The organism is Streptomyces sp. NPDC058008, assembly GCF_042886395.1.
Lineage (GTDB): Bacteria > Actinomycetota > Actinomycetes > Streptomycetales > Streptomycetaceae > Streptomyces.
In genome coordinates, this window is sequence record NZ_JBHVQX010000003.1 from 224,094 (window position 1) to 242,637 (window position 18,544).

Here is an 18,544-nt window from a genome sequence, read left to right on the forward strand (position 1 = left end):
AAGCGCATGAACGATTCCGCTCCACGCTCCCGTCGTACCCCGGTCCTGATGGCCGGCGCCGTCGCCGCCCTCCTCGTCGGCCTCACCGCCTGCGGCTCCTCCGACGACTCCGCCGGTTCCGGCTCCTCCGCCTCGGACGGGGCGGCGGGCGGCGCCTTCCCGGCGAAGGTCGCGACGAAGTTCGGCGAGGTCACCGTCGACAAGGCCCCCAAGCGTGTCGTGGCGCTCGGCTGGGGCGACGCCGAGACGGTCCTCGCGCTCGGCGGACAGCCCGTCGGGGCGAGCGACTGGCTGGCGTTCGGCGGCGAGGGCGTCGGGCCGTGGGCCAAGGGCAAGTACGACAAGAGCCCGCAGATGATCGGCACGCTGGAACCCGAGTTCGAGAAGATCGCCGCGCTCCAGCCCGACCTCATCCTCGACACCAAGTCCAGCGGCGACCAGACCCGTTACGACACCCTGAGCAAGATCGCCCCGACCGTCGGCGTGCCCGAGGGCGGCGACCAGTACAAGGTCTCGTGGAAGAAGCAGACCGAGATGGTCGCCGCCGCCATGGGTGTCCCGGAGAAGGGCGAGAAGCTGATCGCCGACACCGAGGCGAAGTTCGCGGACGCCGTGAAGGCGCACCCCGAGTTCAAGGGCAGCACGATCACGCTCGGCTCCCGCACCTCCGAGGGGTACGGCGCCTACGTCTCCGGCACCGGCCGCGTCGACTTCGTCGAGCGCCTCGGCTTCGAGAACAACCCGGCCGTCGAGGCCAAGGCCGGCGAGGGCTTCTCGGTCTCCGTCTCCAAGGAGAACCTGGACCTCCTGGACGCCGACCTGACCGTCATGGCGCCCATCGGCATCCCGGCCACCGACATCAGCGACGACCCGCTGTACAAGGCGGTCCCGTCGGTGAAGGCCGGCCACTCCCTGATCTTCGACGACCAGGGCATCAGCCAGGCGTTCGCCACCGACTCGGTGCTCTCGACCGGCTACGCGCTGGAGAAGGTCGTCCCGCTCTTCGCCGAGAAGCTGAAGTAGCCCGAGCGGCCCCGCACCGTGTGCGACCCCGCGCCCCGTGCCACCTGGTGGCACGGGGCGCGGGCGGCTGACGGGTCCGGTGCCGTGGACCGTGAGCGGCTGCCGCACGGCCCGGCCGCCGGCGCCACCAGGTCCGAGCAGTCGGTCCTGCCGGGGCCGCCCGGAGGCGATGCGCGGTCTCCTAGCCCGCGTGGACCACGGCCGTCGAACCCGTCCGTCCCCTCGTCGGCGCGGCCGCCTCCCTGCTGGAGCCGGGCGAGGAGGACACCGCCCTCGCGCCGATCCGTTTCGGCTCGCACGCGGTGGGGCCGGGGGAGCACCCGTGGGCGAGGTCAGCCGCGCGTGGCGCTGACATCGCCGTTGACGCTGGTCAGCGTCATGGCATGCCCGCCGCCCTCGGTGGCCGGGGGGATGTCCACCGAGGTCCGGCCGTTGCGCGTCGCCGCCTCGACGGTGTAGGCGGGGGCGTCGTGCGGCAGCGTCACCCGTACCGAACCGTTGGTCGTGGCGGCGGTGAGACGGGACGGGGAGGTGGCGCCGGAGAGGGTCACGTCCCCGTTGACGGTCCCGGCGTGCAGACCCGCCGAACTCAGCGTGCCCGCCCGCACGGAGCCGTTCCGGGTCGTCAGCCGGACCGTGGCGTCGCCGAGCCCGGACCGGGTGACGGTCACGTCCCCGTCGACCGTGGTCAGGTCGAGCCCCGCCGCCACCCCGGCCACGTCGATGCCCGCGTTCCTGGCGTCGACCGTGACGTGGACACCGGCCGGGACACCGATCGTGGGCATGCGCGGGCACGGCCCCTCGTCCTGGCCGCCGTGGCGCGGACAGGACAGCCGGAGCACCCAGGTGTCGCCCCGCCGGGACCAGCGGCTGTCGGTCCCCGTCCCCGTCACCGCCCGGTCACCGTCGGCGGGGCGCAGACTCACACCGTCACCGGTCGTGATCACCAGCCGGGAGCCCGGTTCCAGGGAGGGCGGCGGTCCGTCGAGGCGCGCCCCCGGGTCCCCGCCGCACGCCGCGACCAGGGGGACGACCGCCAGCAGGGCCCATCGCCGTCCACGCGTGAAAGCCGTGATGTCCATGCCTGCCCGTCTTCCCCGGACCCGGCCGTCCCATGACCCCCTCACCGAACGGCCCGGCGCCGGAGCCCCGTTGTCCGGGCGACGGCGGGCGGCGCCGGGCCGACGGCCCGTCACATCCCGTCCGCCGTCGGCCGGTCACCCGCGGCGGCGGCTCGATCCCCGCGGGGGCGGGTACCGGTACGAGTCGTCCTCGTACAGGTCGTCGTCCCCCTCGAATTCGGCGTAGCTGGTGGGGGCGTAGGTGCTGCGGCCGCTGTCCGTGATGACCGTCCGCCTGGACGACGGCTGACGGCTGCGTCCACGGTCCCGTTCACGTGGGGGCTCGTAGCCGCCGGATCCGTGGACCACGTCGTCGTCCACGAGCTCGATGGGGCGGCTGCCGGACATGCCGGAGGGGGCGCGGCTCGACCTGCGCCGCCGTCCTCGGTCCCGTTCGCGTGCGGGTTCGAGGGGGCCGGATCCGTAGACGACGTCGTCGTCCAACAGCTCAATGGGGCGGCTGCCGGACATGCCGGACGGCGCGCGGCTCGACCCGCGCCGGCGTCCGCGGTCGTCCTCGGGCTCCGGGACGCTGACGGACGGCCGGCGGCTACGGCTCCTCCTGCGCGAGCTCCGCCCCTCGTCCTCGGAGGCCACCACATAGCTCGGGGCCACACTGCGGCGGCGCCGGTGACCGCCGCTCTCCGGCTGCTGGCTGCCGAAGTACTCCTCCTCGTCCTCCACCGCGGCGTAGTTGACGTGGGTGGAGGCGGAAGGGCGGCCGAACGAGGCCACGGGAGGCCGGCTCGACCTGCGCCTGCGGCTGGGAGCCGGAGCCTGGCTCGCGCGGCTCCTGCTCTTGCTCCGGCTGCGGTACGAGGGCTCCGGATCGTCCTCGGGGCTGTTGCTGCGCCGGTCCGACTCCATCCGGTAGGTCTTACGGCGTTCGGCCACGGCGGCACCCTCGTCCTTCGTGGACTGCCGGTGGTTGTAGCCGTACTGCTCCAGGTCCCCCTCGTCGTCGGAGTGCTCCCCGGCCATCCGCATGCCCTCCGGCACGCCCTTGCGGTTCTCCATGCCGTAGAAGCCGTCGTGCGTGCCGCGCTTGGAGTACTTGACCGGGTGGGGTGTGGTCACACTGACCGTGACGTCGTCGCGGCCCGCGCGCCTGGGGACCCGGCCGGTGTCCCGGATCAGCTTCGGGGTGGAGTAACCGCGCGTTCCCCGGGGCACGCGCGGCATCTGGAAGTGCATGTTGGCGTTCGGGGCGACACCGCTGAGGCGGCCCGCTGCCTCGGGCCTGCTCAGGTCGACGTCGTTGAGGACGGGGACACCCAGCCGCCGCAGGTCCTCGCGGTTGTTCTCGTACTCCTGGTAGTCGGGCTGCTCCTCGAACGTGGTCGCCGCCATCCTGCCCGCCCGGCCGGGGTCCCGGCGGATCCGCGCCCGTGCCGCGGACAGGTCGGCCTCGGACAGGAAGATCTCGTCCCGGTCCTGGAGGTTCTCCTCGGGCGGGCGCGACCGGCCCTCCGGGTGGATTCCGCCCACCGTGGCACGCGGTCCCAGGATCTGGTGCGGGTACACCTGGATCCGGCCCTGTGTGGTGTCGAAGATCTCCATGTCCCCGGACGACTTGACGTACCGTCCGACGATCGGGCCGCGCTCGCCGGTGATCTCGAACATCTGGCCGCGGTCCTTCTTGTGCATCCTGCGGCCTCCGCCGGCCATCATGCGGGCCACCGGAACGGCGCCGCCGTGGGCGGTCGCCGGGCCTGCGGTGCCGGACCCGGGTCCGGACAGGTCGGGCGTCGACCCCTGGGCCATCCTCCTGCCGTTCGCCGCCGCGGAGCGCTCGAACGGATCGTCCTGGTGGGAGACCGCCACCCCGGCCCCGTTGTCGGTACCCGCCACCGGCCCCAGGGACTGCTGGCGGACGTGGTCGAGCTCGTGGAACATCGTCTCGTCGTCCGCGCCCTGCGGGCCGACGACGATGTCGTGGCCGGTGGTGTAGGCACGGGCACCCAGCTCCGTCGCCGAGCGCTGCGCGGCCGGGTCGCTGTGGACCCGCACGTGGCGGAAGGACATGCCGTAGCCCTGCTCCGCCCTCTCCATGAGACGGCTGTCCAGCGGACGGCCCGGGGAGCGGACGGCGTCGGCCACCGACGACTGCGGGACGGGCGAGGCCTCCACGGGCTGCTCGGCGGTCTCGTGCCCGCACCCGCCGCCGTGCTCGTGCCGCTCCTCCTCGACGGCGCGGGCCACGACCGCGTTGCCCGCCGCGCGCTGGAGAGCCAGGACGCGTTGCGCGAACGTGGCCGGCGCCTCCGCGTGGTGGCTGCTCGCCGGGCCACCGGCCCGCTCGGCCCGGGTTCTGTATGCGCGCACGGTACTCCTCGCCACTCAACGCCTGATCAGGAATGGTCACCCGCCCCGCACGGGCGGCGGGAGGCCCGCGAGGGCAGGATCCCGGGTGTGGGCGGGTCGGCGCCAAGGGCTGCGAGGGCAACGCCGGCGGTGGGGCGCCCCGGACGGCCGTGCCGCCCCGGACCCCGCCCGGCGCACGGGGCGCCGCTCACGTCAACCAGCGTCCTGCGTACCGCTGTTGAGCGCGGCAGGCAGGTGCACGCGGCGCCGTATGCCGAGTTTGCGGTAGGTGCTGGTCAGGTGGGTCTCCACGGTACGCCGTGCCAGGTGCAGCAGTTCCGAGATCTCGGCGTTCGTCCGTCCCTCCGCGGCCAGCGCGGCGATGCGCCGTTCGCTGGCGGTCAGTGAACCGCTGCCCGTGAGGGGCGCGTTCCTGCGGCGGGCACCACTCGCGCGCAGGGCCGTCTCCGCGCTTCCCGACAGCCGGACCGCGCCGAGCCGTTCGGCCGTCACCGCGGCCTCCCGGAGCAGCGGGCGGGCGCTGCGGGGCTGTCCGGCCGCCGTGAGCTGGAGCCCGTGGGTGATGAGCGCGGGGACCAGCTCGATGTCGAGCGAGGTGCCGCGCAGGATGCCGACGGCCTCGGCGGTGAGTTCGAGACCGCGCCGGCCGCCGGTGGCCGCGCCGAGGACGCGCAGGGCACGGCCGCGGACCCGGGGCGTGTCCCAGATGGCGGCGTACCGGCTCTCCTCCTCGGCGAGTTCGAGTGCCTCCGGCATCTCCCCCAGGAGGAGGTGGCACTCCGCTGCGGCCGAGCGCCACGGCGTGACGACGGGGCTCTCCACGTCACGGCCGAGCTGGCGCCTGCCGCACTCCCGGAAGTCGTCCAGGGCGCCCGCCGGGTCGCCGACGGAGGCACGCAGCACACCACGCGCGTAGAGGAACCGGTTCTGTTCCCAGCTGTCCCGCGCCTCCCTGACATCGACACCCGCGACGAGCCGCTGGGCCTCGGCGGGGCGGCCGCACTCGACGAGGGCGATGACGCGATGGGCCAGGAAGGTGCTCGCACCGGTGCGGGGCGCGTCGCCGGGAGCGGGCGCCACGCCGGCGGTCTCCTCCAGCACCCAGCGGTAGTGGCCGCGCGCGGCGGCGGTGTCCACCCGCGCGTCGAGCAGCGACCGGTGGACGGGGTGCAGGGGCGACAGCCAGTGCTCGGCCAGCCCGGTCCTGATGATGCGCTCGGCGTCGTCCGGCGCGTCCGCCCACTGCGCCACGGAGGCGGCCGTACCCAGCAGGTAGGGCACCAGCAGCGGGTCCTCGGGGGCCGTCAGCAGCGGCCGGATCTGCCGCATAGCCGACTCGGCGGACAGCAGCCCGGCCGACGCCTCGTACCGGACCAGCAGGGCGCGCAGGGCCGGGCTGATCCACTCCGGGGAGTGCTCGGCGCGCTCGCAGAGCCGGGTGTACACGGCCCGCCGGATCTCCGGGTCGTGGTCGGAGAAGAACGCCGAGGCCGTCTGGATCGTGCGGGCCAGGACGGGTTCCCCGTCCAGGGAGCCCAGTTCGCGCATGACGTCGAGCGCGGCGTGCGGTTTGCCCCGGTGCGCCAGGGCGTTGCCCAGGCTGACCGCCGCCAGCACCCGGTCCCTGGGCCGCTCCTGGAGGCGCAGCGCCTCGGCCAGCCGGGGTATCCCGCCGGTCCGCGAGGTTGCGAACTCCAGTTCGCCGAGTCCCGTGAGCACGGCGGCCCGGCGTTCGCGCGGCATCGGCTCGTCGAGCGCGCGGCGCAGGTAGTGCGCGGCCGCGGCGGTCCGGCCCGCCCGGGACGCGTCGGCCGCCGCGTCGAGGAGGGTCTTGGCGACACGCGCCGTGGTGCCGGGGGTGGTACGCAGCAGGTGCCCGGCCACCGCCTCGACCCCGTCGCCCCGGCGCTGGCGCAGTTCCGCCGCGCGCAGGTGCAGGGCCTGCCGGTGCGAACGGGGCCAGCCGTCGAGGACCGCCCCGCGCAGGAGGGGGTGCGCGAAGCGCGGGACGCCGGTACCGGGGTCACGGCGCAGCAGCCCGAGCCGGATCAGCGTGGTGATCCAGCCACCGACGCGGTCGGGGTCGGCCCGGGTGAGTTCGGAGAGGAAGTCACCGAAGTCGTGACCAGGGCCGGGCCCGTCCTGCCCTGGGGGGCCCGGACGCCGGGCGGACACCCCGCCCGGCTCCTCCTCGTCCTTCCTCCCGTCGCAGCGTGCGCTGTCCTCCAGCTCCGCGAGGGCGCGGGCCACCGCGGAGCTCTCGGGGCCCGCGCTCCTCAGCCACCACGAGACCGCGGCCACGAACGCCCCCGGGTACAGCTCGGCGCAGTTCTCGGGCAGTCCCGGCTCCGGGCCGCAGCCGTCCGCGGCGCCGGCCCGGGCGCCGTGCGGGAACACCGCCCGCAGGTCGTCGAGCAGCGCGCGCAGCAGCAGCGGGTTGCCCGCACCCGCCCGGACGCAGCCGTCCACCCAGGTGTCGCCGGTGTCCGGGCCCAGCGCACCGCGTACCAGCTCCTCGGCGGCCGGACGGCTCAGCGGCGCCACCGGGTGCATGCGGACCACACCGGGCGGCAGCGAGTACGCCAGCCCCGGTGACGGCGGGGCGATGTCGTACTGCCCGCGCTCGGTCACCACCATCAGGACCGGCATCCCCGTCAGCCGCCGGGCCCCCTCGGTCAGCCAGCGCCGGGACGCCTCGTCGGCGAGGTGCGCGTCGTCGACCGCGACCAGCAGGGGCGACTTCGCCGCGTACCCGCACAGCAACTGCCACAGGCGGGACGGGTAGCCGAGGTGGTGGGGGGTCCCCGGGGTGTCGTCGTGGAGGGCGCCCAGAGCGCGCGGCGGGTCGAGGAGCTGCGTGACGAGGGCGAAGGGCATGCCGGAGCTCTCGGCGGTGGCATGGGCACGCAGCACCCGCATGCCGAGGTCGGCGCCCAGTTCGGCGGCGTTCTCCAGCAGCGCGCTGCGGCCCGTCCCGGTGGGCGCGCGCAGCAGGACCAGCCGACCGGACCCGGCCACGGCCCGCTCGGCCTCCGCCGCCAGCAGGTCCAGCGCGGACTCGCGTTCCAGCAGCCCGGCGGAGGCGGGCCCCGGGCCCGGCTTCCGCGCCGGGACCGCCGGACGCGGCTGACCCGTTAACACCCTCATGGGGACGTGCCGCCGATCTCGTGGTCGGTCTCGTGGTGGGCCACGTTGTTCTCGTCCTGTCGGCGAAGGAAGGATGGGAGGAGCGGGAACGCCCTGTTCCGTTGAGGCAAGACGCGAGGACGTACAGCCATGGTTCTTCGAGCCCCGGTCAGAATTCCTGTGGAGATCCACGCGTCTGACCCGCTGTCCCTGGACGGCGCGGTCAGCCAGCTTCGCCGGCACTCCGAGGTGGAACTGGTCGAGGAGGGCGCGGGCCGGCCGGCCACGGTCGCGGTCCTGCTCGCCGAGGGCCTCGACGAACCCACGCTGTCGCGGCTGAGGCGGCTGACCCGGGCGGACGGCACCAAGGCCGTCCTCGTCACGAGCCTCATCCGCGAGGCGGAACTGCTCCAGGTGATCGAGTACGGAGTCGGCGCGATCGTCTGGCGCCGGGAGGCCACCGGCCAGCGTCTGCTCCGGGCGGTCCTCGCCGCCTCGCGGGGTGACGGCGATCTGCCCTCGGACCTGCTGGGACGGCTGATAGCCCAGGTCGGCACGATGCAGCGCGGCGCGGCCAGTTCCTCGGGCGCCACGGCGTCCGGACTCGCGCCACGCGAGGTGGACGTGCTCCGGCTGGTGGCCGAGGGAATGGATACCGGGGAGATCGCCAGCAAACTCTCGTACTCCGAACGCACGGTCAAGAACGTGATGCACGGTCTGACGACCCGGCTGCAGCTCCGCAACCGTGCCCATGCCGTGGCCTATGCCTTGCGGGAAGGCTACATCTGATGCCTCGCCCGCGGATTCAAGGGCCCTGAGGACAGAAGAACGGCCGTGCGGGGGCAGTGGGGTTGCCCCTTGATCGTCCCCCGGGTGCCTCGCGGGGCCGGTGCCCCGACGGCGACGATGTGATGGGGCGTCCCGTGCCGGGGCGCCCGCGGCCGGCCGGACGGCGAACAGGTCCGGCCCGGCGCGGTGACAGGTTGAGAGACGACAGGTCGTTCCCCGACGGTCCGTCCGGCGACGGGCGGTCGCCCGCCGGGCTGCGACGGTGAAGGGCAGGGCCACCGTGATCCACGAGGTGGATGACATCCTCAGAGGGCTGCTCACCCGCGGCGCCTTCGCCGGTTCCGACGTCGAGGTCACCTTCGACGCCCCGACGCGCGACTGGGCGGCCCGGCGCAACGCCCCGACCATCGACGCGTATCTGTACGACATCCGCGAGGACACCAAGCGGCGTCAGCGCGGCAAGATGTCGCTCCGGGACGAGCAGGGGATCGTCCTCAAGGAGCACCAGCCGCCACGCTGGTTCCGGCTCTCCTACCTCGTCACCGCCTGGACGAAGCGCCCGCAGGACGAACACCGGATGCTCTCCGCCGTGCTGCACACCCTGCTGCCCAAGGAGATCCTCCCGCCGGAGGACCTGACCGGCACGCTCGCCGGACTCGGCCTCTCCGTCCCGCTGACCGTCGCGGGGCTGCACACCGAGGCGCGCTCGCTCGCGGACATCTGGTCCGCCCTCGGCGGCGAACTCAAGCCCTCGCTCGACGTGGTGATCACCGCGCCCTTCCTGGCGTTCCCCGAGTACACGGTCGGTCCGCCGGTCACGGAAGGGCTCGGAGTCCAGGTCGGCAGGGCGGACGGCCGGCCCGAGGACAGTCCCGCGCGCTACCACAGCGCGGAGACCGTCGAGGCCGCCAAGGAGGACTACGTGAAGAAGCACGGCACGACGGGAACCCTTCAGGAGCGGCGGAAGTGAGCGACCCGTCCTCCCCGCTGCTCGAACGGCTCGCGGAGCTGCGCGAGCGGGTGGCCCTCCTCGTCGAGCAGCGCAGCGCCACCGACCCGACGGCCGCCGATCCCATGCGCGGGATGTACCTGACGGACGACGCGGTACGCCACCTGCTGTCCGCGCGTACGACGGGCGCGTATCCCCCCGGCCCCGACGAGCCGGACGCGGCGGAGGGGCCGGCGGAGGAGGAGGAGCCGGACGCGTCCGAACCCTCCGACGACGACCGCCTCCACTGGCTCGCCCACTGGCTGCGCCTCGGTCCGCTCGACACCCGGATCCTGCTCATCGCGCTGGCACCCGACCTCGACCGCACCTTCGAGTCGCTGTACGGCTACCTCAACGACGACGTCACCCGCCGCCGGGCGACCGTCGCGCTCGCGCTCGACCTGTGCGGCGTCCCCACGCACAGCGCCGGGGGCAGGGCCAGGTTCCACCCGGCCGCCCGGCTGCTCGCGCGCGGGCTGATCGAGGTGGAGGACCCCGAACGCCCCTTCCTCAGCCGCTCCCTGCGCGTCCCCGACCGGGTCGTGGCCCATCTGCTCGGTGACGACACCCCGGACCCGGCGCTGGACGGGACCGTACGGCTGCTCCCCTACCTCCCCGCGGACGCGGACACCGACGCCGACGGCACGGCGCACCCCGTCGACCCGCTGGTGGCGCGGCTGGGCGAGCAGCTGTCGGTGCGCGCGCTCACCGTCTACCTGCGGGAGCACCGCGAGGGCGAGGGACTCGCCTTCGCCACCGCCGCCCTGCGCGCGGCGGGCGTCCCGGCCCTGCACCTCGTCCCGGGGGAGCGGCCGGAGCCCCACCGCCCCGAGGAGGACGCGCCGGCGGAACGCGCCGTGGCCGAACGCCTCCCGCCGTACCGGGAGCTGCTCCGCGAGGCACGCCTGACGGGCCGCGCGATCGTGGTGTCCTCGCTGCCCGAGCGGCCCGGGGAGCTGATCCGGGCGCTCACCGCGAACGACGTCCCGGTGCTGCTCGCCGACCCGCGCCCGTACGACCCGCAGTGGTGCGACCGGGGACGTGACCCGATCGTGCTGGACGCGCCCCGGCAGCGGACCGGCGATCTCGGCGCCTGGCGGGAGGCGCTCGGCCCCGGGGAACCGGACTTCGACCTGGCGCCGGTCGTCGCCGCGTACCGGCTCGGACCCGGCGGGATCAGCCGCGCGTCCCGGGCCGCGCAGGACCTCGCCGCCTTCGAGGGCACCGGACTGTCCGCCGCGCACCTGCGGCTCGCGGCCCGGCAGCAGTCCGCCTCGGGCCTGGAGCGGCACGCCCGCCGCATCCGGCCCGACGTCGGCTGGGGCGACCTCGTCCTGCCGGACGCACCCCTGGCCCAGCTGCGGGAACTGGTCCTGCGCGCCCAGCACCGCGACCGGGTGCTCGGCGACTGGCGGCTGAGCGCGGGCGGCGGACGCGGCCGGGGCGTGGTGGCGCTGTTCGCCGGCGACTCCGGTACCGGCAAGACGCTCTCCGCCGAGGTCGTCGCGGGCGAACTGGGCCTGGACCTCTACGTGGTGCAGCTCCCGTCCATCGTGGACAAGTACGTCGGTGAGACGGAGAAGAACCTGGAGCGCATCTTCACCGAGGCCGACCGCACGGACGCGGTGCTGCTCTTCGACGAGGCGGACGCCGTGTTCGGCAAGCGCTCCGAGGTCAGCAGCTCCAACGACCGCCACGCGAACATGGAGAGCGCCTACCTCCTCCAGCGCCTGGAGTCGTTCGACGGCATCGCCCTGCTGACCACCAACCTGCGGTCCAACATCGACGACGCCTTCACCCGCCGGCTGGACCTGGTGGTCGACTTCCCCTTCCCCGACGAGCAGCAGCGCCTGGCGCTCTGGCGCCACAGCCTCGCCCACGTCCCGTGCGCCGACGACATCGATCCGGCGTCCTGCGCGGCGGACTTCGAGCTGGCGGGCGGCTCGATCCGCAGCGCCGTCGTCACGGCCGCGTACGCCGCGGCGGGGCGCGGCGACGGGGTGTCGTCGGCGGACCTGCTGGCCGGCGCCCAGCGCGAGTACCGCAAGGCGGGCCGGCTGGTGCTGGACGACGCCTCCTGGTGATCCCCGGCCACGCGGCGGGCCCGTGACCCGCCGTGCGGCGGGTCACGGGCCCGAAGTGTGTGACCGGACGGGGCTTCCTACTCCATCGGCTCCGGGAGCCAGTCCTTCGCGATGACGGTGCCCGGCTTCTCCTGCTGGTTGATCCAGCCCAGCTTCGCCTTGTTGAGGGTCAGTTCGTCCAGGACCCCGGTCTCCTCGGACGCGAACAGGCGCTGGTACTCCTTGATCCGGTTGAAGAGGCCCTGGGACGGCTTCTCCTTGGGCTGCTCGTGCTTGCGCAGGTAGTCGATGTTGGCCCGGGTGGCGTAGACGGCCAGCTTCAGGTCACCGTCGTCGATCTCGGCCTGGGTGCCCCAGAGCAGCATGTTGCGCACCCACAGCACCTCGGGGCTGGGCTCGTCCGCCTTCAGCGGCACCGTCTTCACGGCGACGAAGTGCGCCGCCAGGAGCGCCGTCATCGTGGAACGGCCCAGGTTGCCGGGCCCGTCGTTCTCCGCCAGCCTGCTGAAGGCGCCGTACTTCGTGTCGTTGGACTGCTGGAAGCACTTCACGGCCTCCTGGGTCGCGCGGTCCAGCTTGCCCACCGTGTGCTCGGCGGTCAGCTTGCAGCCGCCCGCCCCCGTGGCCAGCCGCACCTGTGCGAACTGCACGAAGAGGTTGGGCTTGTCCTCCGGGGTGATGGGCAGCGGGCCCCGCTCGGGCTTCTCCTCCTCCTCGGGCTTCTCCTCCCCGCCGCCGCCGCCGTCCGACCCGCCGGGCTGCTCGGAGGGCGCGGGTTCCTGCGTCGGCTTCTGGGTCGGCTGCTCCGGCGGTTCCTCCGGCAGCGCGGTGGCCGCCGCCTGTTCGATCTTCGGCTGCGCGAGGGTGCGGACCGGCGCCTTGTAGGTGAACCAGAGCACCAGACCGGTGATGGTCAGGGCGAGCAGCAGGCTCAGCGTGGTCATCATCCAGAACGGCAGCACGCTGCGCTGCACGTACGTCCCGTTCACCGCCAGGGGGTCGAAGCCCGAGCGGCGCACGGACAGTTCGTACGGCCGCTGCTGCTTCTGCCCCACCCAGGTGATCTGCCGGGGCTTCAGCGTCGCGTCGACGAAGGCGGCGCGGCCGGGCTCGATCTGGACGTTGGCCGGGACGATCTCGTACGAGAGGTCGTCACTGGCCTTGTCGCCGCCGCCGATCGACGCCGTGAGCACGGTGTTGCCGAGGTTGTCGACGGCCAGCCTGGGCCGGCCCCTGAAGCGGCCCTTGACGGTCTGCGGGACCAGTTCGGCCCGCACCTCCATGAACGTCGTGAAGGTGATGTTGCCCTCGGCGACGGTGGTGGCCTCGGGGTGCTCGGTGGGCAGGATGCGCACGCCGTAGGGGTGCGGCCCGGCGGCCGCGTCCGGGGTGCGCGGCGGGGCGAAGGTCAGCTCGACGATTCCGGTCGTCCCTGGAAAGAGCCTGATGGACGGCGGTTCCACCGAGACGTACGGTGCGACGTCGCCGACCGCCTCGAAGCGGTACTCATCGACGACGTCACCGGTGTTGCGCAGACGTAGCCGTACGGTGGTGCTGCTGCCCGGGTCGACCGTGGTCGAGGCGGGCTCCAGGGAAGTCCAGGTGGTCACCCGACGGACGCTACTGCGCAGCGCGGTGGCGGTGTCAGAGGCTGCGGGGTAGTACCGCTGCCCGAAAGGTAACGCCCGCTGCCCCGGATTCCCCCGTGCGCGGTCCGGGCCGCAGGACACGGGACCCGGCCCGTGGCCGCCCGCCCCGGTACGGAGCCCGGGGCCGCACCGCCGCGTCCCGACGGGAACCCTGGTGGACGGGGGAGACACCGGGCCGTGCCCGCGTTGCCCCTGGGGGCAGGTTCCGTGCCCTTGATGAGGCACTGGAGGACGTTTACCCGCCCGCGCCCCGCCCGCGAGGCTGAGTCTGGTCTTGTATCGGTACCCCGAGGAGAGCAGAGCATGCCGTCATACCTGTCGCCGGGCGTGTACGTGGAAGAGGTGGCCAGCGGCTCTCGTCCGATCGAGGGGGTCGGCACCTCGGTGGCCGCATTCGTCGGGCTGGCGCCCGACGGACCTCTGAACGAGCCGACGCTGGTCACCAACTGGACCCAGTACGTCGCCTCCTTCGGTGAGTTCACCGACGGCTACTTCCTGGCGCACTCGGTGTACGGCTTCTTCAACAACGGCGGTTCCGCCGCCTACGTCGTCCGGGTGGGCGGAGCGCCCGGCGGAGTCACCGGCTCGGCGGGCGAAGGCACCGACGAGGAGGCCGGCCGGCGCGGCCGCTCGGCCGTGGCCGGCGGTGCCGCGCCCGCCGCGCTGACCGCCGGGAAGGCCCAGGCCCTGGGCACGTTCAAGGTGTCGGCCGTCGCGCCCGGCGAGAGCGGCACGCTCAGCGTCGAGGTCACCGACGCCGAGGGCGAGGGCCCCGCCGAGCGTTTCCGCCTGGTCGTCAAGGACGGCGCGAAGGCCGTCGAGACGTTCGACGTCTCGGCGAAGAAGAGCGCCCGCAACTACGTGGTCACCCAGGTCAAGGAACGCTCCAAGCTGATCTCCGTGCAGGAGGCGGCCGCGGCCGCGCAGCTGGCCCGCCCCGACAACCAGACGGTCGCCCTGGAGGCGCCGGTGGCCGCGCAGGCCCCCGCCGTCCCGGACGCGGCCGAGAGCGGGTCGGTCGGGATCGCCGAGTACCTGGGCGACTCCTCGGACCGCACCGGCTTCGGCGGTCTCGAAGCGGTGGACGAGATCTCGATGGTCGCCGTCCCCGACCTGATGGCCGCCTACCAGCGCGGTGCGATCGACCTGGAGGCCGTGAAGGCCGTACAGCTCGGCCTGATCGCCCACTGCGAACTGATGGGTGACCGGCTGGCGATCATCGACCCGCCGCCCGGCCTCAACGCCAGGCAGATCCGGGTGTGGCGCCAGGAGACGTCCAACTACGACTCCAAGTACGCGGCGCTCTACTACCCGTGGATCAAGGTCTTCGACCCGGCCGGCGGCCAGACCCGCCTGATCCCGCCGAGCGGCCACGTCGCCGGCATCTGGGCCCGCAACGACTCCGAGCGCGGTGTGCACAAGGCCCCCGCCAACGAGGTCGTGCGCGGCGCGGTCGACCTGGAGATGCAGATCACCCGGGGCGAGCAGGACCTGCTCAACCCGATCGGCGTCAACTGCATCCGCACCTTCCCCGGCCGCGGCATCCGCGTCTGGGGCGCGCGCACCCTCTCCTCCGACCCGGCCTGGCGCTACCTCAACGTCCGCAGGTACTTCAACTACCTGGAGGAGTCGATCCTCAACGGCACGCAGTGGGTGGTGTTCGAGCCGAACGACCAGGCGCTGTGGGCCCGGATCAGGCGGAACATCTCCGCGTTCCTGGTGACGGAGTGGCGCAGCGGCGCCCTGTTCGGCGCGACGCCGGAGGACGCCTACTACGTGAAGTGCGACGCCGAGACCAACCCGCCGGAGTCGGTGGACCTGGGACGCGTCATCTGCCAGATCGGCGTCTCGCCGGTCAAGCCCGCCGAGTTCGTCATCTTCCGGCTGGCGCAGTTCTCCGGCGGCAGCGGCGAGCTGGAGGAGTAGACGTCACGCGCCTCCGACCCCCGCTTGATTTCGCGTACAGCCACAGGTCCCAGCACCAGCAGAAGGAACGGCTTTCATGAGTCTCTCCCAGGGTGATGCCCTCACTACCCACAACTTCGGCCTCCAGATCGACGGCGTGATGGTCGAGTACCTCCACGCCGTGGGCGAGGTGGGGATGGAGCAGGACGTCATCGAGTACCAGCAGGTCTCGGCGAACGGCCAGCCGATCACCAAGAAGATGCCCGGCGTGAAGAAGGCCGGCGAGACCACCGTGACGCGCGGCATGGAGCAGTCCACCGCCTTCACGGAGTGGATCAACGCCTCGCTGCGCGGCGACATGGGCTCGGCCCGCAAGAACGCGAGCATCATCTACATGGACTACCAGTACAACCCGGTCAGGCGTCAGCACCTGCGCAACGCCTGGTGCACCAAGGTGATGGGCGCGGCGGCGACCGCCGGCGAGGCGTCCGTGATGACCGAGACCGTCACGATCGTCTACGAAGAGCTGGTCACCGAGTAATGCGCCGCGGACCTGCCAGGCCCGCCACCGACGCCGTCGCCGCCCCGTCCGCACCCGCGGACGTGGCGGCCCCGGCCGTCGCCCCGGCGGAAGCACAGCCCGTACGGCAGCAGTTGCGGACCGAGTTCGCGTTCGAGCTGCCGCGCGGATACGTGGACGACATGGGTACGGTGCACCGCGAGGGCGTCATGCGGCTCGCGACCGCCCGGGACGAGCTGATCCCGCTGCGGGACATGCGGGTGCAGGAGAATCCCGCGTACCTCTCGGTGGTCCTGCTCGGCCGGGTCATCACCCGGCTGGGCACCGTGGCACACATGCACGACGGCGTGGTGGAGAACATGTTCGCCTCCGACCTCGCCTTTCTGCAGGACTTCTACCGTCAGGTCAACGCCGAGGGCCACACCCGGGCCGGCGTGTCCTGCCCGCACTGCGAGCAGCCGTTCGAGGTCGAGCTCGGCGGGAGCCGCCTGGGGGAATCGTGACGTACGCGACCGACCGGATCCATGAGGAGATCGCGTACATCGCCTACCACTTCCACTGGAACCTGGACGACATTCTGGACCTGGAACACCGTGAGCGGCGGCGATACGCCGACCAGATAGCCACGTTGGTGACGCGGGCTGCGACGGAGCGCTGATGGGCATGTTCGACCGGCTCAAGGGCCGGGGCCGAGGTGGCAGCCAGGGACAGGACCTGGGCCGAGGGCCGAGTGCGGGCGGGGACGGTACGGCACCGGGCCCCGCCCCCGAGGCGTCTCCCGGCGACGGCGGCCCCGTCGCCGGCCGGGGACAGGGCTGGGCCGGCCTCCCGCCGATCCGGCGCGCGATGATGGCGCCGGGGAGGCAGACGGTCGCGTCCGCGGAATTCGGCGGCGCGCTGGCCACCTGGCAGAACCACTCGTTCTCCGGGACCCTCTCGCACGCCGTCCTGGACGACGCGCCGACCGGGCTCATCAAGGACGTGGCGTCGTTCGCCCCGGGGTCCGGTCCCGCGGCCGTCGGCGAGGCCCGGGTGTCCCCGGCTCCCGCCGTCGGCGACGGCGCCGGTGACAGCGGCGCTCCGGGCGGCCGGGGCGAGTGGCAGGGACCCTCGGTCCAGCGCGCCCTGGGCCCGCGCGTCGCTCCCGTACGGCCGACGGCCGCCGCACCACCCGCCCTGACCCGGGCCTCCGCCCCGGCCGCGGTCCAGCGCAGAGTGCTGCCCGCCGCCCCGAGCAGGAAGACGCCCGTCCCGAAGCCGGTGTCCGCGTCTCCGGTGTCCCCGTCCCCTTCGTCCCCTTCGTCTCCGGCGTCCTCGCCCTCCCCGGCTCCCGCCCCGAAGCCGGTGTCCTCGCACGCCGTCAGCCCCGCACCGGGGCCCGTGCCGTCGCCCGGCACCGGATCCTCCCGGGCACCCGCACCCGCACCCGCACCCCGCCCTGTCCTCCCGCCCTCCTCCGTGACGCCGGCTCCGGTCCGTCGGCCGGAGGATGACCAGGACGGCCCCCGAGGGGGCTCCGCGCGGACCGAGCCGCCGGGCCCCCGCCGGCCCGGGCCGACGGGGGCGCCCGGCGCGGTGCGCCCGCCGGACCGGACCCCTGCGGCTGACACCACGTCATGGCCCGTACGGCGACGGGAGGCGAGCACTCCCGGCCGGGCGGCCGGGCCGACGGCCTCCACTCCGCCCAGGCGCCCGCTGCTCGGGTCCCCGCTGTCCGGGCCGGCGGTCCCCCCGGCCCCACCCACGGCACCGGCCTCCCCGGCGCAGCAGCGCCCCGGTGCCGCCGCCCCCGTCGTGCGACCGTCCCCGCGCACACCGGAGACGCCGTCAGCCACGCCCCCGGGCATCCCCGGGGGCGGCGTGCCGTCGGGGCGGGCTCCGGTGTCCGGTGCCGCGACGGGCGCGACACCCCCGGTGCGCGGCACAGCTCCGGCCGGCGGACCGGAAGCCGTGGTGCGCCCGGCCGGTACGCCGGGGACGGCCCCGTCCCGGCCCCTCGGGCCCGTCACGGCCGCACCCGCGTCGCGTCCGGCCGTCAGGCCCGGGCTGGGTGCCCCGTCGAGCCGGCCCGTCGAAGGACCGTCGGCGAACCCGGCCGCTCCCGTGGCGCGCCGCAAGGCCGCGCCCCCCGCTCCCGCACCCCACGTGCAGCGCGCACCGGCGTCCGGCGTCCGGCCGGGCACCCCGCCGTCGCCGCCCGCGCTGCCCGCGTCCGCGCCCGTGGCGCCGCCCGCTGCCGCACCGGCACCGCCCGTACAGCGGCGCGGTGGCGCCGACGCAGCGTCGGCGAACGGGCCCCGGCCTGCCGCGGGCACCGGGTCCGTCCCGGCTCCCGGTCCTGGCCCCTCCAGCACCGTCGGGCCCGCCAAGTCCCCCCGGCCGTCCGGCACGTCCGGTCCCCGTACGAGCGCCGGCCCTGTCACGGGCACCGGTACGAGCGGCACGGTGCCGGGCCCCGGCGCGGCCGCCGGGCGCCCCGTCGTCCAGAGCGTCGTCCAGAGGCGCGCTTCCACGGCGGCTGCCGATCCGGCTGCGGGGCGGACCGGCGGCTCAGCCCCGGTGCGGCGTCCCGCCACGCCGGGGCCCGGCGCCGTGCCGACGCCGAGCGCTCCCGCCGCCGGGTCCGGCCCCGTGGGCGGGACACCGGTGCGCCGGCTCTCCGCGCCCGGCCCCGCAGGTGGCCCCGCGTCCGTGCCTCTCTCCGTCTCCCGCGAAGTCTCCGGCTCCGCGCCCGTCACCGTCTCCCGCCCGGTCTCCGGTCCCGCACCCGGCCCGCGTGCCGGAGACGGTCCGGAGCCCGGGAGTCCGCCCGTGGTGCGCCCCGTCGGCCCGGCTGCCGCCGTACCGTCCGCTGACACCGGTGCGCCCGTGTCCGGCGCGCCCGTCCGGCCGCCGAGCGGCCCGTCGGGAGGCGCCCCCGCCGACGGCGCCTCCCAGCCGCCGCGTCCCGCCCGTCCCGTGGTGTCCGCAGGATCAGGGGCGGCCCGCCCGGTTGCCGCGCCGCAGGTACAACG

The 18,544-nt window shown here is 74.3% G+C and carries 12 protein-coding genes; 8 read left to right on the plus strand and 4 right to left on the minus strand.

The genetic code is table 11. The features are described 5' to 3' along the window. The first annotated feature begins 6 nt into the window (after nucleotides 1-6). Entirely contained in the window at nucleotides 7-1,023 is a 1,017-nt protein-coding gene (locus ACFVS9_RS04525) for an iron-siderophore ABC transporter substrate-binding protein (RefSeq protein ID WP_383115466.1), read from the plus strand. Nucleotides 1,024-1,355: 332 nt separating this feature from the next. Here the strand turns inward: ACFVS9_RS04525 and ACFVS9_RS04530 are convergent, their stop codons facing one another. From ACFVS9_RS04530 to ACFVS9_RS04540, 3 genes are all read right to left on the minus strand, one after another. Then, nucleotides 1,356-2,105 (minus strand): DUF4097 family beta strand repeat-containing protein, encoded by a 750-nt coding sequence (locus ACFVS9_RS04530; RefSeq protein ID WP_383115465.1) that lies wholly within the window; start codon nucleotides 2,103-2,105, stop codon nucleotides 1,356-1,358. Between the two features lie 135 nt (nucleotides 2,106-2,240). After that, nucleotides 2,241-4,469 (minus strand): DUF4157 domain-containing protein, encoded by a 2,229-nt coding sequence (locus ACFVS9_RS04535; RefSeq protein ID WP_389929973.1) that lies wholly within the window; start codon nucleotides 4,467-4,469, stop codon nucleotides 2,241-2,243. 192 nt (nucleotides 4,470-4,661) lie between these two features. Beyond that, complete coding sequence (locus tag ACFVS9_RS04540) at nucleotides 4,662-7,616, minus strand: LuxR C-terminal-related transcriptional regulator (RefSeq protein ID WP_389929976.1); 2,955 nt, start codon at nucleotides 7,614-7,616, stop codon at nucleotides 4,662-4,664. 129 nt (nucleotides 7,617-7,745) lie between these two features. On the opposite strand from ACFVS9_RS04540, the gene ACFVS9_RS04545 reads away from it, so the two are divergent. The 3 genes from ACFVS9_RS04545 (at nucleotide 7,746) to ACFVS9_RS04555 (ending at nucleotide 11,456) form a co-directional block, all read left to right on the plus strand. After that, on the plus strand, nucleotides 7,746-8,384 hold the full coding sequence (locus tag ACFVS9_RS04545; RefSeq protein WP_383115462.1) for a LuxR C-terminal-related transcriptional regulator: 639 nt from the start codon (nucleotides 7,746-7,748) through the stop codon (nucleotides 8,382-8,384). A gap of 280 nt (nucleotides 8,385-8,664) precedes the next feature. After that, a complete protein-coding gene (locus ACFVS9_RS04550; RefSeq protein ID WP_383115461.1) occupies nucleotides 8,665-9,354 on the plus strand; it encodes a DUF4255 domain-containing protein in 690 nt (229 codons plus the stop codon). Continuing rightward, nucleotides 9,351-11,456, plus strand: a complete 2,106-nt coding sequence (locus tag ACFVS9_RS04555) for an ATP-binding protein (RefSeq protein ID WP_389929980.1) — start codon at nucleotides 9,351-9,353, stop codon at nucleotides 11,454-11,456. Before ACFVS9_RS04550 ends, ACFVS9_RS04555 begins: the two co-directional genes overlap by 4 nt. A gap of 77 nt (nucleotides 11,457-11,533) precedes the next feature. Here the strand turns inward: ACFVS9_RS04555 and ACFVS9_RS04560 are convergent, their stop codons facing one another. Continuing rightward, nucleotides 11,534-13,066 (minus strand): hypothetical protein, encoded by a 1,533-nt coding sequence (locus ACFVS9_RS04560; protein WP_383118348.1) that lies wholly within the window; start codon nucleotides 13,064-13,066, stop codon nucleotides 11,534-11,536. Between the two features lie 342 nt (nucleotides 13,067-13,408). On the opposite strand from ACFVS9_RS04560, the gene ACFVS9_RS04565 reads away from it, so the two are divergent. The 4 genes from ACFVS9_RS04565 to ACFVS9_RS04580 all read left to right on the plus strand — a co-directional run bounded on the left by ACFVS9_RS04565 (nucleotide 13,409) and on the right by ACFVS9_RS04580 (nucleotide 16,188). Then, nucleotides 13,409-15,031, plus strand: a complete 1,623-nt coding sequence (locus ACFVS9_RS04565; RefSeq protein ID WP_383118347.1) for a phage tail sheath family protein — start codon at nucleotides 13,409-13,411, stop codon at nucleotides 15,029-15,031. Between the two features lie 76 nt (nucleotides 15,032-15,107). Beyond that, entirely contained in the window at nucleotides 15,108-15,551 is a 444-nt protein-coding gene (locus ACFVS9_RS04570; protein ID WP_033298593.1) for a phage tail protein, read from the plus strand. Next, nucleotides 15,551-16,033 (plus strand): hypothetical protein, encoded by a 483-nt coding sequence (locus ACFVS9_RS04575; RefSeq protein ID WP_383118346.1) that lies wholly within the window; start codon nucleotides 15,551-15,553, stop codon nucleotides 16,031-16,033. Before ACFVS9_RS04570 ends, ACFVS9_RS04575 begins: the two co-directional genes overlap by 1 nt. Next, nucleotides 16,030-16,188 (plus strand): DUF6760 family protein, encoded by a 159-nt coding sequence (locus ACFVS9_RS04580; RefSeq protein ID WP_383118345.1) that lies wholly within the window; start codon nucleotides 16,030-16,032, stop codon nucleotides 16,186-16,188. Before ACFVS9_RS04575 ends, ACFVS9_RS04580 begins: the two co-directional genes overlap by 4 nt. The last annotated feature ends 2,356 nt before the right edge of the window (nucleotides 16,189-18,544 follow it).